The 17,248-nt window shown below is 36.5% G+C and carries 16 protein-coding genes; 13 read left to right on the top strand and 3 right to left on the bottom strand.

The annotated features are described in order from the left end of the window. The first annotated feature begins 322 nt into the window (after positions 1-322). From apf to ACSYTJ_RS06530, 5 genes are all read left to right on the top strand, one after another. The gene (apf, locus tag ACSYTJ_RS06550; RefSeq protein ID WP_491716792.1) at positions 323-991 is read left to right on the top strand and encodes an aggregation-promoting factor; all 669 of its coding nucleotides are present in this window, start codon (positions 323-325) and stop codon (positions 989-991) included. A gap of 141 nt (positions 992-1,132) precedes the next feature. Beyond that, a complete protein-coding gene (locus ACSYTJ_RS06545) occupies positions 1,133-1,987 on the top strand; it encodes an SDR family oxidoreductase (RefSeq protein WP_491716791.1) in 855 nt (284 codons plus the stop codon). A 184-nt stretch (positions 1,988-2,171) separates the two neighbouring features. Beyond that, on the top strand, positions 2,172-2,918 hold the full coding sequence (locus ACSYTJ_RS06540) for a hypothetical protein (protein ID WP_491716790.1): 747 nt from the start codon (positions 2,172-2,174) through the stop codon (positions 2,916-2,918). Then, positions 2,911-3,711 carry a hypothetical protein gene (locus ACSYTJ_RS06535; protein WP_491716789.1) on the top strand — a complete coding sequence of 267 codons (801 nt, stop codon included), beginning with the start codon at positions 2,911-2,913 and terminating at the stop codon, positions 3,709-3,711. Before ACSYTJ_RS06540 ends, ACSYTJ_RS06535 begins: the two co-directional genes overlap by 8 nt. Before the next feature lie 10 nt (positions 3,712-3,721). Continuing rightward, positions 3,722-4,360 carry an ABC transporter ATP-binding protein gene (locus ACSYTJ_RS06530; protein WP_491719799.1) on the top strand — a complete coding sequence of 213 codons (639 nt, stop codon included), beginning with the start codon at positions 3,722-3,724 and terminating at the stop codon, positions 4,358-4,360. A 269-nt stretch (positions 4,361-4,629) separates the two neighbouring features. Here the strand turns inward: ACSYTJ_RS06530 and galE are convergent, their stop codons facing one another. After that, positions 4,630-5,661, bottom strand: coding sequence for a UDP-glucose 4-epimerase GalE (galE, locus tag ACSYTJ_RS06525; RefSeq protein ID WP_491719798.1), 1,032 nt, complete (start codon positions 5,659-5,661; stop codon positions 4,630-4,632). Between the two features lie 241 nt (positions 5,662-5,902). Between galE and ACSYTJ_RS06520 the strand changes: the two genes are divergently transcribed. Beyond that, positions 5,903-6,145, top strand: coding sequence for a type II toxin-antitoxin system Phd/YefM family antitoxin (locus ACSYTJ_RS06520; protein ID WP_491719797.1), 243 nt, complete (start codon positions 5,903-5,905; stop codon positions 6,143-6,145). A 76-nt stretch (positions 6,146-6,221) separates the two neighbouring features. On the opposite strand, the gene ACSYTJ_RS06515 is transcribed toward ACSYTJ_RS06520, so the two are convergent. Both ACSYTJ_RS06515 and ACSYTJ_RS06510 read right to left on the bottom strand, forming a co-directional pair. Then, the gene (locus ACSYTJ_RS06515) at positions 6,222-7,181 is read right to left on the bottom strand and encodes a GMP reductase (RefSeq protein ID WP_491719796.1); all 960 of its coding nucleotides are present in this window, start codon (positions 7,179-7,181) and stop codon (positions 6,222-6,224) included. A 44-nt stretch (positions 7,182-7,225) separates the two neighbouring features. Beyond that, complete coding sequence (locus tag ACSYTJ_RS06510) at positions 7,226-8,521, bottom strand: adenylosuccinate synthase (protein WP_491719795.1); 1,296 nt, start codon at positions 8,519-8,521, stop codon at positions 7,226-7,228. Between the two features lie 232 nt (positions 8,522-8,753). On the opposite strand from ACSYTJ_RS06510, the gene purB reads away from it, so the two are divergent. The 7 genes from purB (at position 8,754) to ACSYTJ_RS06475 (ending at position 17,217) form a co-directional block, all read left to right on the top strand. Continuing rightward, positions 8,754-10,052, top strand: a complete 1,299-nt coding sequence (gene purB, locus ACSYTJ_RS06505) for an adenylosuccinate lyase (RefSeq protein ID WP_491719794.1) — start codon at positions 8,754-8,756, stop codon at positions 10,050-10,052. 114 nt (positions 10,053-10,166) lie between these two features. Then, positions 10,167-11,147: an ABC transporter ATP-binding protein gene (locus tag ACSYTJ_RS06500; RefSeq protein ID WP_491719793.1), complete on the top strand. Its 981-nt coding sequence runs from the start codon at positions 10,167-10,169 to the stop codon at positions 11,145-11,147. Then, positions 11,131-11,901 carry an ABC-2 family transporter protein gene (locus ACSYTJ_RS06495; RefSeq protein ID WP_491719792.1) on the top strand — a complete coding sequence of 257 codons (771 nt, stop codon included), beginning with the start codon at positions 11,131-11,133 and terminating at the stop codon, positions 11,899-11,901. Before ACSYTJ_RS06500 ends, ACSYTJ_RS06495 begins: the two co-directional genes overlap by 17 nt. Then, entirely contained in the window at positions 11,898-12,680 is a 783-nt protein-coding gene (locus tag ACSYTJ_RS06490) for an ABC-2 family transporter protein (RefSeq protein ID WP_491719791.1), read from the top strand. The genes ACSYTJ_RS06495 and ACSYTJ_RS06490 overlap by 4 nt, the downstream gene beginning before the upstream one ends. Positions 12,681-12,701: 21 nt before the next feature. Further along, positions 12,702-13,061: a nuclear transport factor 2 family protein gene (locus ACSYTJ_RS06485; protein WP_491716778.1), complete on the top strand. Its 360-nt coding sequence runs from the start codon at positions 12,702-12,704 to the stop codon at positions 13,059-13,061. A 106-nt stretch (positions 13,062-13,167) separates the two neighbouring features. Further along, on the top strand, positions 13,168-15,183 hold the full coding sequence (locus tag ACSYTJ_RS06480; protein ID WP_491719790.1) for a glycoside hydrolase family 68 protein: 2,016 nt from the start codon (positions 13,168-13,170) through the stop codon (positions 15,181-15,183). Positions 15,184-15,207: 24 nt separating this feature from the next. Next, positions 15,208-17,217 carry a glycoside hydrolase family protein gene (locus ACSYTJ_RS06475; RefSeq protein ID WP_491719789.1) on the top strand — a complete coding sequence of 670 codons (2,010 nt, stop codon included), beginning with the start codon at positions 15,208-15,210 and terminating at the stop codon, positions 17,215-17,217. Positions 17,218-17,248: the final 31 nt, after the last annotated feature.

Raw genomic sequence — 17,248 nt, 5'->3', positions numbered from 1 at the left:
ACAGTTTTTGATTAAGTGTTTTTATTAAAAACTGATTAAATAAGGATTTTAATAAATTTAAAAAGTAGAAATATTACAAAATATGCAAAAATGCATAAATAAAATGTATATTTTAGACTGATTTATAGTCAGCAATGACAATGAAAAAACAACTAATTGTTACAAAACTGTTACAATATTACAAAAACACCCCGTTTATTTAATATTCACGATATTTTGGTGTAACACCTGGTAGGTAGAATACTCACAGTTAATCAAATCAGATTAGCTGTTTTCATGTAAACGATCCAGAAAACGATATCAAGGAAACGATATCCAGATTATGTTTTATATAGAAGGAGAGATTTTTATCTTACGGAATAAGAATTTAAAGAAGGTTTTAGCTTCAACTACTGTTGCTGCTGGATTATTTGTCGCTGGTGTCGGTGCTGTTAATGCCGATGCTTCTACTAAGGTTACTGTTCAATCAGGAGATACTCTTTGGGGTATTGCTCGTCAATATAACGTTGACTTAACAGCCCTAGAACAAGCTAACGATTTAAATGACAACTCAATCATTTACGTTGGTCAAAGATTGAACTTACCAGATAACGGAAACACAACTGCTACTGCAACACAAAGTGCAACTACTCCACAAACTAGTGGTGCTACTCAAAGTAGTTACGCTAACACCCAAGCAAATACTGTTACTACTAGTTCAAGCTACAGTGCTAATACTGCAGCTGCTACTACTAGCAACAACACTGCTGCTACTACCACTACTTCAAGTGACGATGCATCCGCTAAGGCATGGATCGCTAACCGTGAATCTGGTGGTTCATACACTGCTACTAACGGTCAATACGTTGGTAAATATCAATTATCTTCATCATACCTTAACGGTGACTACTCAGCTGCTAACCAAGAAAAGGTTGCTGATTCATACGTAGCTTCTCGTTACGGTTCATGGGCTGCTGCTAAGGCATTCTGGCAAAGCCACGGTTGGTACTAAGATTTAGGACTAATCTAAAATTTAAATTCATTATGAGCGTCGGATCTGATCCGACGCTTTTTTTTGGCTAAAATGCTTGCAGGCTTACAAAAAGTAAGTTAGTATAAAGACATCAATTATATTAATAAGGAGCCACTAACTATGAAATATGGAATTACCGCAGCAACTGGTCATTTTGGTCAAGCCGCATTTAAATCATTAGCAGAATTAGTTGACGCATCAGACATCGTTGCGTTGGTCAGAAACGTTGATAAGGCTAAGGATATTTTTCCAGCGGGGACCGAAATTCGGCCAGCCGATTACACTAAGCCAGAGCAATTGAATGAATCATTTAAGGGAATCGACAAGTTGCTATTTGTTTCTTCCCAACCAGGCCCTGGAATGCCTCGGGACGAACAACATCATAACGTGGTCAACGCTGCTAAGCAAGCTGGGGTTCAATTCATTGCCTACACTAGTTTCCCAGATGCGGACCATGCTGAATCATTTTTGGCTGCAGACCACAAGAAGACTGAACAATGGATCAAGGAATCGGGCATTAAGCATGCTTTCTTGCGTAATAACTGGTACCTACAAAATGATTTAGGGACCATCCAAATGGCCCTTAAAACGGGTAATTTCCCATATTCTGCTGAAGACGGCAAGGTTGGTTGGACCCGCGAAGAAAATTACGCTGCTGGGGCTGCCAAGGTATTAACATTAGATGATCCAAAGGCGGTTTATGAATTCGGTGGTAAGCCAATTTCATACCCACAATTAGTTGACTTCTTGACCGATGGGACTGGCCAAGAAATTTCACCAGTGCCATTGACCGATGATGTTTACAAGCAAGAATTGCTGAAGAGCGGTTTGGATGAACAAACTGCTGGCTTTGTAATCGGGGTTCAAGACCTCATTAAGGCTGGTGAACTAGACGTACCATCAAATGACTTGAATGATGTTTTAGATGGTAAGTTGGAAGCACTACCTGAAGGAATTGCAAAGTTATTGAAATAGATTTTAAATTTAAATCTGAAAAAGCCCGATCCGAAGTGGATTTGGGCTTTTTTGGTATAATTAGACTCTTGTATTATTTTTAATAAATATGATATAGTTCTGATTAGTAATTTATAATGATTTAAAGTAGATTCAAAAGCCTAGGGGCCAAAAATAAATACACTCAACAGTAGGGAGCTGGAGAATGAAATACTTTGTTTTAGAAACTTTCAAGAAAGCAAATTTTATTAATATAATATTTGCAGCACTAATTTTAGTTGCCAGTATTGCTCTGAACGTATTAACTTCTAACACTACTAATAACAACGTTCTATTATTTATCCATGGAGTAACTGGGGTAGGAATCCCCAGTTTTGCAATTATTTTCGTTGTTGTTTTACCTGCATCGTTATCATTATACGAAGATATGAATCATGGCTTTTTACAATTTATTTTAACCAGGATGAATTTTAAAAAGTATTATATCTACAAACTATTATCAGTTGGAATTATCAATGGATTATTGGTAAGCATCATTTTAATGCTTTTTTTATTAGTATCTTTATTTTATAGTCCGCTTCCTGATCATATTTTGAATAATTTTACTGTGGGTGCTTTCAAAGAATTATATCCTAATAATAAGGTCTTATACTCACTTATATTCATTTTTAACAGTTTTGTATTTAGCTTTGTTTTTTCAATTTTGGGATTGGTAACGACCCTTTTTTGGAAGAATAGTTATGCTCCATCAATCATAACCTTTGTTATTTATTTAATCTCAGAACCATTTTTTGGAATCATAAATTTAAACTGGTTAGGGTTTACAAATCTCTTTAATTATTCAGATAACTCTTTAACAACACCGGCTTCAATTTATTCTACGTTTGCATTAATCTTACTTGTTGAAACACTAGTTGGGTATTTTAAATTCAAGGAAATATTGTATGAATAGAAAAAACATAATCATCTATAATATTATAAAACATAAAATTATATACTTAACTGTCTTGATAGTATTATCGCTTTTTATAATAGCTAATTTATTGGGCTACTTGAGTTATCATAATCACTTTTTTGCAATGAACTGGGTACTTTATTCTTTTAGTCAAAAGTTTACTAGTGTTTTTATAATTCCAATTATCTTTATCGTTTTAAATAATTTTTTAATATCAATCCTTGATTCAAATCGGTTTATTTTAATCAGACTTGGGAGTAGGGAACGGATTGTTAATGTAAAAGCAAAAACATTGATTTTAAATGCATTCTTCTTTGTGTTTAGTGTTTTAATTGTTACTTTAATAATTTCGATCTTAATTGGTAATTTCCAACTTACTTGGAATTATCAAATGATTAAATCATTTACTAGATCGTTTGATGGAATTGAACCTTACACCGTTAATCCATTGATTCAAATTTTTATTTCGATGATTTTATTACTAATGTCACTAATTTTCTGGGGAAGTATTAATCAGGTTTTAGTTAGTACTTTTAAAAATCGAGTTATTCCCACATTAATAACTATTTTTTTTATTATGTTACAAGGGAAGATGACTTCGATTCCTGGATTCCCCAAATGGTTAATTAATGTATCACCAGGGAATCATTTGTTGATTTATTCACTTGATTTCCAAATGAGCCAATCTCTTTATTTGGAATTTATAGTTGATCTAGTTTATTGGGTTATTTTAATCGGAATTGTTTTTTATGTTTTTAAATTAATATATCGTCACAAACAGTTTAGCTAGGGGAAAATAAATGAAAAGAATTGAAATTAATAATTTAAGCTTTAGCTTTAAGCATCAATTAATATTTAATCAGGTTTCTTTATCTGTTGAGCAGGGAGAAATTATGGGGATTACTGGCCCCAATGGGGTGGGCAAGAGCGTCTTTTTTAAACTAATTGCAGGATTGTTATTCCCACAGTCGGGAGAAATCATTGTTAATGGGATGAAATTAGATAATAACTCTTTTCCTCATTCCCTGGGTGTAATGATTGAAGATCCTGGATTTATTGATCGGTTGTCTGGATATGATAACTTACAAATGTTAGCTTCAATCAATAATGTTATTGGCGATTCTGAAATTGAGGCAGTTTTAAAATTAGTGGGGCTATGGGATAGCCGAAATAAAAAAACTAAATTTTATTCACTGGGGATGAAGAAAAAACTAGGCATTGCTCAAGCAATTATGGAAAATCCACATGTTATTATTTTAGACGAACCAATGAACGCACTGGACAGCGAGAGTGTATTCAAGATTAAATCAATTATTAAAGATCTTGCTCACAATCAGGGGGCAACCATCTTAATTGCTAGTCATAATCAATCGGATATTAATGATCTATGTGATGTTGTTTATAAAGTGGAAAATCATGATGTTCAACGAATCAATTAAATATTAATTCAAAAAAGACCCTTCAATGACATTCATCATTGAAGGGCCTTTTTCAAACAACGACTGGCTATATTAGCATTAAATCATCATCCTTAGCTAATGATTTAATGCTGTGACATTGCTTTAACAGTGAAATAATTATTTTGAATATGATTTTGGAAAAAAGCCCCCATTTAATAATAATACAGACTATAAAAATGATTTGTATTATCATCATAGGAGCAATTTTTAATATTCTAACTTATTAACTAAGTATACTTTCTTAAAATTTATAGTTTAACACTCGCAAATCCATCAGGATGTTTATGTTGCCAATTCCAAGCATCTTGGCACATTTCGTTTAATTCTTTTGTTTGGTGCCATCCAAGGATTTTATTAGCTTTCGTTGAATCTGCACGAAGTTCTGGTACATCTCCAGGGCGTCGATCAATAACTTCATATGGGATTTTTTTTCCAATTACCTTTTCAAAAGCATGTAATATATCAAATACACTATAGCCATTTCCACTACCAAGATTAAACACTTCAAACCCAGCAGGATTATTAAATAACTTATCTAGGGCATTCATATGTCCTGCGGCCAAATCCATAATATGCACATAGTCCCTAACACATGTTCCATCATGAGTTGGGTAATCTGTACCAAAAACTTTTAATTTTGAAAATTTACCAACGGCAACTTGAGTAATAAATGGTGCCAAATTTTTTGGAACTCCATTAGGTTCTTCACCTAACTCACCACTTGGATGTGCACCAAGTGGATTGAAATAACGCAAACAAATGCAATTAAGTTCTGAATCTGCATTGGCTTCATCGTGCAGTATTGATTCAATTACTTGTTTCGTTTTTCCATAAGGATTGGATTCCTTAAGTGGTTCATCCTCAGTAATTGGAATTACTTCTGGTTTACCATAAACGGTTGCTGAAGAGCTAAATACTAAATTATTGACATGATATTTTTTCATAACCTCAATCAGTCTGATTGTTCCGAATACATTATTATCATAGTATTTGATTGGATTTTCAACAGATTCGCCAACAGCTTTATAACCAGCAAAATGAATAACTGCATCAAAATTATTATGTGAAAAAATAGTACTTAGAGCAGCTTCATCTCTTAAATCAGCTTCAAAAAAATCTACATTTTTTGAGGTTAATTTTTCAATCACTTTATATACTTTTTTATGAGAGTTACTTAAGTTATCAACAATTGTGACATTATATCCATGATCCAGCAAATAAACTGCCGTGTGTGAACCCATATAACCGGTTCCACCGGTAATTAAAATGTTTTTTATCATTAATTTTCACCGTACTTTATCTTATTTTTTAATTTATTTTAATTCGAACTTCTTTTTGATTATTCAATTAGTGATTCTACACCCTATAAGTTGCTTTAATAGGTAATTAGAAATAACTTTAACTTAACTTTATTATTATGTTTTCATTGATGATTGGAACATTATAATTGGTTAGTTAGTAATTTTTGGATTATATTTTTACAAAATGAGGCACAATATAAATTAGTAGGGATGATTAGTGATGGAATCAACAACTTATTCTAACTTTAGTAAACAATTAAAGATGTACATGGATAAAGCAACCGATAGTTTTGGACCGATCACTATTACTCGTAAAGATAATAAAAACGCTGTATTAATTTCTGAAGTTGAATATAACAACATGTTAGAAAATCAATACGTTCTTTGTAATCCTGCTAATTTAAAGTGGCTTGAAAAGGGAAAGTCACAGGTAGATAATGATCAATTAATTACTAAATTATAATTTGAATAAAATAATAAACAATTCCAACCAAAAAAACTGACCAACGCCATTCGGCATTGGTCAGTTTTTTCATATCTTAATCATCTGAGTCTAAAACCACGTAGTTCACAGTCTTGATCGCAGAAATATCCTTGCCACCAGCGTATGAAATTGATGATTGTAAATCTTCTTGCATTTCGCGAAGGGTGTCCTTAATGTCGCCTCGGTAAGGGATCAACATTTGACGGCCTTCAACGTTCTTGTATTCACCCTTTTGGGTGTCAGAAGCAGAACCCCAGTATTGCTTGTATTGCTTACCATCAATGGTAATAACACTACCAGGTGATTGTTCGTGACCCGCAAAGAGGGAACCAATCATGGTCATGGTAGCACCAAAGCGAATTGACTTGGCAATGTCACCATTAGTTCTTAAACCACCATCAGCAATGATTGGCTTTCTAGCAGCCTTTGAACACCACTTGAGGGCGGATAATTGCCAGCCCCCAGTCCCGAAACCGGTCTTTAGCTTAGTGATACAAGCTTTCCCAGGTCCGATTCCGATCTTAGTTGCGTCAGCGCCGGCGTTTTCGATTTCACGAACGGCATCGGGAGTTCCTAAGTTACCAGCAATCAAGAAGGTTGATGGAATCTTTTCCTTGATGTACTTGATCATCTTAATTACATAATCAGAGTGACCATGCGCAACGTCGATGGTGATGTATTCAGGCTTTAGGCCTTCGTTCACTAATTCATCGATAAAGTCGTATTCGCTGTCCTTAATTCCAACACTGATTGATGCGAAAAGTCCCTTGGCTTGCATATCCTTGATGAATTGAGCCCGCTTTTTAGGTTGGAATCTGTGCATTACGTAGAAGTAGTCGTTAGATGCTAACCATTCTGCTAATTCTTCGTTGATTACAGTTTGCATGTTGGCAGGAACGACTGGTAATTTAAAAGTCTTAGGACCGAATTTAACGGTCGTATCGGCATCGTGCCGACTTTTAATAATACATTTACTAGGGATTAATTGGATGTCTTCATAGTCAAATACTCTCATTTGAACGCCTCCATAATTCTAAAAAACAATTGCAACAATAATGATTACTTGTCAGCAGTATCCCATGCATTGATCATGATGTTAGTCGCATCACGGTCGGGACCCACGGCAAAAGTATCAAGTTTGATGCCGACAAGTTCACTGACCCGCTTTAAATAATTCTGAGCATTTACTGGGAGTTCATCGACCGTCTTACACTTGGTGATGTCTTCGTCCCATCCGGGAAGTTCTTCATACACTGGTTCACAGCGTTCAAGAACGGAATTATTAGCAGGGTAGTTTTCAATCACTTCGCCGTCAACCTTGTACTTGGTAGCAATTTTGACGGTCTTTAAACCAGAAAGCACGTCTAAACAGTTCAAGGAAAGATAAGTCAATCCAGAAACCCGTTTAGCATGACGTAAAACAACGGCGTCTAACCAACCGATCCGACGGGGCCGTTTAGTAACGACACCGTATTCATGAGCAATTTCACGAATCCGATCGGCAACTTCATCATGAAGTTCGGTTGGGAATGGACCATCACCAACTCGGGAAGTGTAGGCTTTACAAACCCCGATGACTTCGTTGATCCGACTAGGCCCCACACCAGCACCGACTGCAGCACCACCAGCAATTGGATTGGATGATGTAACAAATGGGTAGGTCCCATGATCGACATCTAACATTACCCCTTGCGCACCTTCGAATAAAACGTGTTTGCCTGCGTCTAAGGCATCGTTGATTAATAATGAAGTATCAACAACGTATTTCTTAATTTGTTGACCATATTCGTAGTATTCATCGAAGATATCATCGAACTTCAATGGTTCTTCGTCGAATAACTTGGTCAAGAATTGGTTTTTAATCTTGAGGGCTTGGTGTAATTTTTCAGCAAAAGTATCCTTATCAATTAAGTCCGCCACTCTAATTCCGATTCGTTCGACCTTATCCATGTAGGCCGGACCGATTCCTTTATTAGTAGTGCCAATTTTTTCGTCTTTGAGCTTTTCTTGCAAGCCGTCGAATAAAATGTGATAAGGCATAATTACATGACTTCTACTGGAGATGCGAAGGTTATCAGTATCAATTCCATTATCATTAAGATATTTCAATTCGCTGAGCAAGGATTTCGGGTTCACAACGACCCCGTTCCCAATTACGCTCAACTTATCATTGAAGAAGATTCCAGAAGGAATTAAGGAAAGGTGGAGTTCTTTCCCGTCGATAACGATAGTGTGACCGGCATTGTCACCACCGGAGTAGCGAACGATCATGTCAGCGCGCTGACTTAAAAAGTCAGTAATCTTTCCCTTTCCTTCGTCTCCCCATTGGCTTCCAACGATAACAATTGATGACATATAAACACCTCGTAGAATTTTTTGGGTTGCTATTAAATTTAAGCAACCTATAAGATTTTACCATTAAAAAAATAAAAATCAAGAACAATGCCCCTTTTTTAAAAAATAAAGTTCGGATTTAATTTAATATTAAACATTTTCAAGAATAATATTCACTTTTTTCCGAAAATTAGCGATTAATGTGGTATAATAATGGCGGAAATCGAAATTTAAATAAAAGGTGATTAAACTAATGATAGATCGATATACACGAAGTGAAATGGGCCAAATCTGGTCTAAGCACAACCAGTTCAAAGCTTGGTTAGAAGTTGAAGTTGCGATTGATGAAGCTTGGTCAAAATTAGGCCACATTCCTGCTGAAGATGTAGAAAAGATTAGAAAGAACGCCAAATTTGATGAAAAGCGGATTTCAGAAATTGAAGCCGTGACCCATCATGATGTCGTTGCATTTACTAGAAATGTATCAGAATCATTAGGACCTGAAAAGAAGTGGGTTCACTTTGGGGTTACCAGTACTGACGTTGTTGATACCTCATATGGACTTCGTTTCAAACAAGCAAACGAAATTTTAAGAAAAGATATTCAAGAATTAATTGACGTGATTGCTAAACAAGCAGTTAAGTACAAGGACACGGTTATGATTGGGCGGACCCACGGGGTGCAAGCCGAACCAACCACCTTTGGGCTTAAGATTGCGCGTTGGTATTCAGAAATGAAGCGGAACCAAAAGCGCTTTGAAGAAACTTCGCGTGAAGTTGAAGCTGGTAAGATTTCTGGTGCCGTTGGAACTTTTGCAAACATTCCTCCATTTGTTGAAGAATACGTTTGTGACAAGTTGGGCATCCGAGCACAAGAAATTTCGAGCCAAATTTTGCCTCGGGACTTACATGCTGATTACGTTGGCACGCTCGCTTTGATCGCCACTAGTTTGGAAGAATTTGCTACTGAAATTCGGGGGCTCCAACGTTCAGAAGTCCACGAAGTTGAAGAACACTTCAATGCTGGGCAAAAGGGATCTTCCGCAATGCCACATAAGCGTAACCCAGTTGGTTCAGAAAACATCTGTGGTTTAGCACGGGTCGTTCGTGGTCACATGGTAACTGCTTATGAAGACGTTCCATTATGGCACGAACGTGATATCTCCCATTCATCTGCTGAACGAATCATCATGCCAGATACCACCATCCTATTGGATTACATGTTACACCGTTTCACTGGCATCTTGAGAGACCTAACCGTCTTCCCAGAACGGATGAAGGCTAACATGCAAATTACCCATGGTTTAATTTACAGCCAACGGGTAATGTTGAAGTTGATCGATAGTGGAATGGCTCGTGAAGCTGCTTATGATTTAGTGCAACCACTAACTGCTAAGTCATGGGACGAAAGCCTTCCATTCAAGGGATTAGTTGAAAACAACAAGGAAATCACTAGTCACCTTTCAAAGGAAGATATTGAAGATGCTTTTGATTACCACTACCACATCCGCCGAGCTGATGAAGTTCTTAAGCGCGTGGGCTTATTAAAATAATCATGATTAACTTAAAACGGCAAGCATATTCGGTTATGCTTGCCGTTTTTGTGTTGAAAAAATTAAAATTAAGTTATAATATTATTAGCTAATTATTAGAAGGGAGGGCCGAATATGTCGTATGTACAGATTAGTGATCTTAGCTACCAGTATAAAATCTTTAATAAAAAGGTGGGGCTAAAAAATAATCTAAGGGACTTCTTTTCACGTAAGTATACTTTGAAATCAGTTTTAAAGGGAATTTCATTTCAAATTGCAAAGGGTGAAAAAGTCGGTTTATTGGGGCCGAACGGTGCGGGAAAATCAACGCTAATTAAGTTAATGACTGGAATCATTCAAACCCAAAATGGGATGATCAAGGTGGCTGGTACCATTCCAGATACTAATAATAATTCCTTTTTGCAAAAAATTGGGGTCGTGATGGGACAAAAGGGTCAATTAAATTGGAATTTGCCAGCGCTTGATACGTTTCGGGTAATTAAATCGATTTATAAAATTGCTGATGATGTATACGACCAGCGATTGAATCAATACTTAAAGATGTTTAATTTGCAAAGCGTAGCCTCCACACCGGTTAGAATACTTTCCTTAGGTGAACGAACCAAGCTAGAGATAATTGCTTCTTTATTACACGGCCCAGAGATTTTAATCTTGGATGAGCCGACATTGGGAATGGACATTGTTAGTCAGTATGCACTTTATGACTTTATAAACCAATTAAATGAATCTAATGGTACAACGGTGCTAATAATTAGTCATCAAATGCAAGATATTAAAGCAATTACAGATCGAATCATGGTTTTATTGGATGGCCAGATTAAATTTAACGGGTCCATTGATAATTTGAAGAGCCTGCAAAAACAAATTGATCCACAAATCGTGGTTAGGGCAAAGGGTGGCAACCCAATTACTAGTTATGAAGATGCTCAAGTTAAGACCGATGTTGATGGTAATTATGTTGTAACTAACTATTCTAATGGGGGCTCCATTACGCTTAACCTGGATCAGATCGATAACGTTAATATTAAACAGCCTTCGCTAGAGGATTCAATTTATCAAATGTTTAGGGGTGGTGAAAGTGAAGTATCTAACTAGTGCTAAGGCTAGTTTCTTAAATTCAATCATTTATCGTTCTAACTTTATCATTTCTTTGTTATCCAGGATTATTCAACTTTCGCTATCTTTTTTTATGTGGAACGCCATTTATAGCACAAGTAACGGGACCATAAACGGCTATAATAAATCAGAAATGTTTAAATACTTACTCCTTACGGGAATGCTATCACTTATTTTTACCTTTGAACCAGTTTTTAAACTATCCGCTAAGGTAAAATCTGGGAACTTAAGCGTCCTTCTTTTAAGGCCAATTAGCATTAATTTGGAAAGCCTTTCTGACTTTGTTGGTTCCAAAGTTATTTTCATTAGTTCCTTTTTATTCATAATGTTAATCTTTTTAGGAATGAACTTATTAACGTTCGGATTACTAATTGGGTATCTAATCATCTCATTACTGCTTTGGCATGAAATGATGTTTATCGTAGGGACGCTGTCATTTTGGGTAATTCAAATGTGGCCATTACGACCAATGATTAATGCTTTTTATTTGTTTTTTGGCGGGCTACTCTTTCCGTTAACGGTTTTACCAGAGACCCTATACCAGTTTTTTCGTTTTTCCCCGATTGCGTTAGTTTCTAGTGACTATATTCAGGCGTTGATCATGGTAAATTCAAATGTAGGAATGCTAATAGAATATGGCATTGTTTCAATATTTTGGTTCGGCATCTTTAAAATTTTTTCCATGCGGTTGTTTAAAAGCGGACTCGCAACGTTTGAGGGGGTGGGGTTATGACGGTTAAGATTTACCTTTCATTAGCACGACAAAGCTTCAAGGAGTTTATAGTTTATCGAACGACCTCTGTTCTAGTTGTGTTATTCGGATTTTTGTTTACCATTATTGAGCTGCTAGCCGGCAAAATTTATTATGGACTGACTGAATCGATCGGCGGGTTGAGCTATCTTCAGTATCAACTTTTGATTATTACCTTGAGTGCGATTACATACACTTACCAATTTTTATTTATTGGCGCCCATGAATCGCTGTCTGAAGATATTATTGAGGGCAATTTAGATTATCCGTTGCTCTACCCGACGAATTCATACTTTTATTACACCCTAAGGAAACTAGATTTCCCCAGTTTGATCAATTTAATGGTTTATTTACCCCTGACGATTTACCTACTAATTAGGTTTGAACCCCAGTCTAGTTATCTTTTGATATTATTGTTCTACGTAGTTAGTGTTTTATTTGTTTTTGCTATCAACCAAATCGTAGTTGAAGTTGCATTTTGGAAGGATAATATGACCGCATTGAACGGGGTTCCAGAATATCTAATTGATGCTTCTAATCGACCAGCAGCAATTTATCCCAAGCCCATCAGAATGATTTTAACCAACTTAATTCCAGTATTACCATTATCCAACGGAATTATTTATTTAAATCAGAATAATATGACGCTTGCTCACTTAGAATCACTATTTGCCCCGTTGATTATAATTACAATTATATTATTATATTTTTCATATTATTTATGGAAAAGGGGCGTTAAACGTTATTTCTCAGCTAATTAATATTTTTAAGGAGGCATCACTATGAACGATATCACCACCGCCATTATTACCAAGTACCGCGAACTATACCAAGCAATGGTAACTAGCAACATCCTATTGTTAAAGCAAATTTTAGCTGATGATTTTGTATTGACCCATATGACCGGAATTAAACAAACGAAACCGGAATGGATAGCAGCAATTGAAGACCATTCAATGACCTATTATTCCCATCAAGAAGAAAGCGTGCGGATCGATGATCAGGGGACTTTAACTTGTCGCAACGTGGTTAGTGCAAAAATTTATGGCATGCGGGGGGATTTCAGTCTTCAAATGCGAATCCGATTTAAACAAGTAGATGGTGAATGGTTAATCAAATCAGCAGTTACGAGCAGCTACTAGTGCATAATTATTAAGATTATTAGCTTTTGGATATATACTGGGAAGCAGTACTTTTTATATGTTAATATAGGTTAGTTAAAAAGTTTAATTAACGGAGATGAACAAGTTGCAAAAAAGAAGTCAACAGGACCGTCGGGGCCATTGGAAATATTGGATTAGTGGCGCCGCGGTTGCACTAGTGGCAATCTTAGTTGCTGGTGGTTTTTATGGTTATCATGAATTAAAGTACTCTACGAATACTTATTACGTCAATAGTTCTGCAATTTTATATACTAAGGCTGATGCTAACAGCACTCCTTTGTCATATTTAGGGCGTAATTCTAAGGTGACGCGCAAGGGGCGTGGCTTTTCTAAATGGATGAAAGTAACTTATAAAAATTCATATGGAACTAAGCACGGTTACATCCAAGGAACTAAATTATCTAAGGTTGGTTTTAAGTACGCTCAAAAGGGAGCCCAATATTATAAGAGTGCAGACTCAGATAAGGCTGCTGGTAAACTTATGGATCATAATGTGTTAGTACAGACTGACGCCACTTCTGGGAAGGTCGTTACTAATTATGATGGCAAGAAAGTTTATGTTGATGCTAGCAAGTTGACTACTAAACCAATTACCTTTAGTGATACCTACGGAACTAATCACTACACTCGGTATAATATGAAGAAAATTCCAGCTGCGGCTAAGGAAACTAAGAATCAAGTTCCTAGCTTCAAAAACGTTGCGATTTCTGATATAACGAATGCGAGAATCACGAATCGACTCCATAAAGATCGAACTGATCAATTGGACGTCTGGGATAGTTGGCCACTTCAAGATGGGAAGGGTAACTTAGTAAATTACAATGGTTATCACGTGGTCTTTGCGATGGCTGATGATCCTACCACTAATAAGGATAACGGGGCTGAATTTGGTGCTGCGATTTACATGTTCTATCAAAAAATCGGGACTGACACCAGCGATATCTCATCATGGTACAACGGCGGGAAAGTATTTACCTCTCGGACAGATGGAAGTGATGGAAAGAGCAAGTATCTGAAACTCCAAACCGATGAATGGTCTGGGTCTTCCGTTCTCCAAGATGATAACCACGTGCGGTTATTCTACACTGCGTTTTCTGGTGCCAAAAAGCATGGTGGAAATGGCCATAACCAACAAGTTTTGGCAACTGCTAAGCTAAAAATAGATGCTACTGGTAATGGATTGAGTATTGATCACAGTGCAACTACTGATCATAAGACGATTTTCTTCGGTGATGGTAAATACTATCAAAATGCAGATCAAACGGTTGGAGAAGCCCTTCAATATACCGCTGATGATTTTACGCTTCGTGATCCCCATTACATTGAAGATAACGGGCATAAATACTTGGTCTTTGAGGGGAATACTGGGACTAAGTTCAGCGGAGCTGCTTATAGTGACAATAATAACTATAATTATGCTAATATTGGTGGCAGCAAGAAGTATCAAAAAAAGGTCCAAAAGAAGTTGGTTAAGAATCGCAATACTTGGAACGGCCTTAGAAATCAATATACAAATGGTGCGTTGGGAATCCTTGAGTTAAACAATAACTACACCGTTAAGAAGGTCATGAAGCCATTGGTGACTTTCAACGGGGTTGATGATGAAACAGAACGACCAAACTTATTTAAGAAGAATGGTAAGTGGTATTTATTCACCGATACCCGTGGGACCCATCTATTGAAGGGGACCATCAGTAGAAAGGGAATCTTTATGCTAGGGTTCGTTGCTGATAAGTTGACAGGTCCATACAAGCCATTGAATGGTGGTAGTGGAGTGGTTCTTTCATCAACTGAATTAAACCCTGATAATAGAAGGTTTACCTACTCTTACTTTGTGATTAATAACCCTGATAGCAATAACTTGGTCGTAACTAGTTATATGACCAAGGCGGGGGATGCAAAGTTACGTGGGGGTCATGCTACATTTGCCCCTAGTTTTATGATCAACATTAATGGTGATACCACAAGTGTGGTCGCAAACTCAATCTTGCCACAGGGGGCCCTTACGGCAAGTACATTTGCCGATACCACGGGTACTAGTGGGACAACGACCAATACGGCGACTAACATGACGAGTCCGTTTTCACAGAGCACTAAGTAATTAACAGTAAGGGTGGGAATTAAAATGAAATTAAAATATCGATATAAGATTAAAAGTAATTTAAAATGGTTAATTTTTTCTGCTTCTACATTCGCATTATTTTCGTTCATTGAAACAGATACTACCTTAACTAGCCCTGCCGCTGCTGATATTATTCCCACGTTTAATTTTGGCCAGAGTGCTGTTCAACTTGCCCAATCACAAGTCAATAGCGCTGCATTTGCTAGCTCTCAGATAGTTGGTCAAGTTGATAAAAAGCAACAAAGTCAATTTAGTGTTTCTGCTAACGCTGCCAATAATACAATTGCGACTGATCCAATGAATGCCGTACCGTTAGGTCAAAATGCTGCCAATTCAATTATTCAATCCGCCACTAACATTGTTAATGGAGTTGTTTTGAAAAAGCAGTTCAATGATTCTTATATTGATTCTGATACTAAGCTTTATAATAATCCAGTTAATGATAACGTTACTGATTCGTTAGTAAGTGATAATACGCAGGTGCAAACTGCTGATTATCTAGTTAAAGATAAGGTTCCTGCGATGTATAATAATAACCTTTATTACGTCAATCAAGATTCAGTTAGCACGATTGAAACAGCATCAAACAACCTGTTAAATAAAAATACTTTTACACAACGTTATCATTACAACATTCCAACTGGATTTATGAATGATATTCAATCAATTATAAAGGTCGGAAATGTTTGGAATATCTACTATCTATCTAATGATCAAAAAAACGTTGATAGTAATACAGAATGGGCATTAGTCCAAACGAAAGATTTTAAGTCGTTTGTTAATCGTGGGATTGCAATTCCACGGAATACTGGTGGATGGGAATCCGTAGCGACTGGTTCCGTAATGATGAATGATCAAAATGGTCATATTGTTAATAAAAATTTGCCATCCAATGCAATGTTGGCGTTCTTTACCGGTTTTACGCAGGGACGCCAGAATGTTTACGAAGCATACTCGGTCGATGGTGGTGTTAATTTTCAACCAGCACAAAACGCGCCTGTAATGACACAGTTTAGTCAAGGCGGTGCGTTTCGTGATCCGAAGGTGCTATGGGATGCAAATAAAAATCAAATCGTAATGTATATTGCTCAGGGTGATTCCAACGGTGGGGGCGATCAGATTCGGACTTTTACTAGTCCAGATGGATCTGCGAACACTTGGAAGGATATTGGCAATAGCGCTTCGTTTAATCCAGCAATGAATGATACAGCCCCTAGTATGTTAGAATGTCCTAACGTAATTCGGAATGTTTATGATTATGATACCCATCAAGAAAAATCAGTCCTACTATTTAGTGGGGATGGTGGTAATAATGGTAAGGGGCTATACTACCAAGTTGGTCATATTAATGATGATGGTTTATTTATTGCGGATAGTAAAACCGTTCGGCGAATCGATAATGGTTCGGATGATTATGCTGCCAACTATGAACCAATGGATTCAGAAGGAAAGCAAATCATTATGATTGGGTGGATTGGTAACTGGAACCGTGGTTATGATAACTTTATGAAAGCCAACAATAATTATCATATTGGTTCGTTTACCCTACCTCGCATTTTAACTTTGCAAAATGGGGTATTAAATGAAAAGGTAGTTGAACCTAATAACAGTCTTTTCTACCATAAGAAAAAAAGTAAGGGTTTAACGCTAACTGGAACTAATACGAGTAGCAAAATTGTGGTGACATTTAAAAAGCCAGTCCAACAAAATGTTTTTTCAATGATTCAAAATGATACTACGACTAATGTAAATGTCTTTTCCAATGGTAAAAATAATCAACAGAATAACGTTACGATTTCGCAACCATTTAGCCAATTGAGTGGGGCAAGCGACTTATCTAATTTATTGGACCATCCTGCACGAAAGTTTATTTTTTACATTGATAAAAGTTCGATTGAGGTTTCAATTCCTGAATTAGGTAAGATTTATACCATTTTAAAGCTTTCAACTGATAATCAACTTCAATTTATTACGCAACATAAAGCAGATATTAAAGCATATCGGTTCAATTAAAAAAATAACCATTCACATTTGTGAATGGTTA

The organism is Nicoliella sp. ESL1113 (assembly GCF_058509245.1).
This window is presented reverse-complemented; position numbering and strand designations above follow the sequence as displayed.